Here is a 751-nt window from a genome sequence, read left to right as displayed (position 1 = left end):
CCGCCTTAACCTCGCTACGTACAGCAACTCGCCGGCCCGTTCTACAAAAAGTACGCCGTCATCCCTCTAACGGACTCCGACTGCTTGTAGGCATACGGTTTCAGGTCCTTTTTCACTCCCCTCCCGGGGTGCTTTTCACCTTTCCCTCACGGTACTAGTTCACTATCGGTCGCCAGTCGGTATTTAGCCTTGGAGGGTGGTCCCCCCTGCTTCCCATAGGGTTCCCCGTGCCCCATGGTACTCAGGCTCGCACCTCGCGGCTTCGCGTAATTTCGGATACAGGGCTCTCACCTTCTATGGCGGAGCTTCCCAGCTCCTTCTCCTATTACGCTTCACCGCTAGATACCTGGCAGGGTATCCCCGGTACGGCCTCCTACCCCGCATACGCAACGGCTGCCACCTTCTACACGTATGCGGTTTGGGCTCTTCCCCTTTCGCTCGCCGCTACTCAGGGAATCGCATGTTGCTTTCTTTTCCTCCGGGTACTAAGATGTTTCAGTTCCCCGGGTTCCCCCCGTACACCTATGGGTTCAGTGTACGGTATCCGGCCATTACGCCGGATGGGTTGCCCCATTCGGATATCCGCGGATCAAGGCTCGCTTGCAGCTCCCCGCGGCTTTTCGCAGCTTGCCACGTCCTTCGTCGGCCTCTGGCGCCCAGGCATCCACCGTACGCCCTTACTAACTTGACCTTCTTTTTTTCCCCTCAACCTCTGTGCAGTTTTCAAAGAACAACTCCCTTAGCTTGAAAT

At 57.0% G+C, this 751-nt stretch carries 1 rRNA gene; it reads right to left on the bottom strand.

Annotation, left to right across the window (positions count from 1 at the left end):
- Window positions 1–691: ribosomal RNA gene (locus tag cpu_RS09715) — 23S ribosomal RNA — on the bottom strand; the annotation flags it as partial.
- Window positions 692–751 lie beyond the last annotated feature (60 nt).

Origin of the sequence: Carboxydothermus pertinax, from assembly GCF_001950255.1 — a bacterium.
Taxonomy (GTDB): domain Bacteria; phylum Bacillota; class Z-2901; order Carboxydothermales; family Carboxydothermaceae; genus Carboxydothermus; species Carboxydothermus pertinax.
This window is presented reverse-complemented; position numbering and strand designations above follow the sequence as displayed.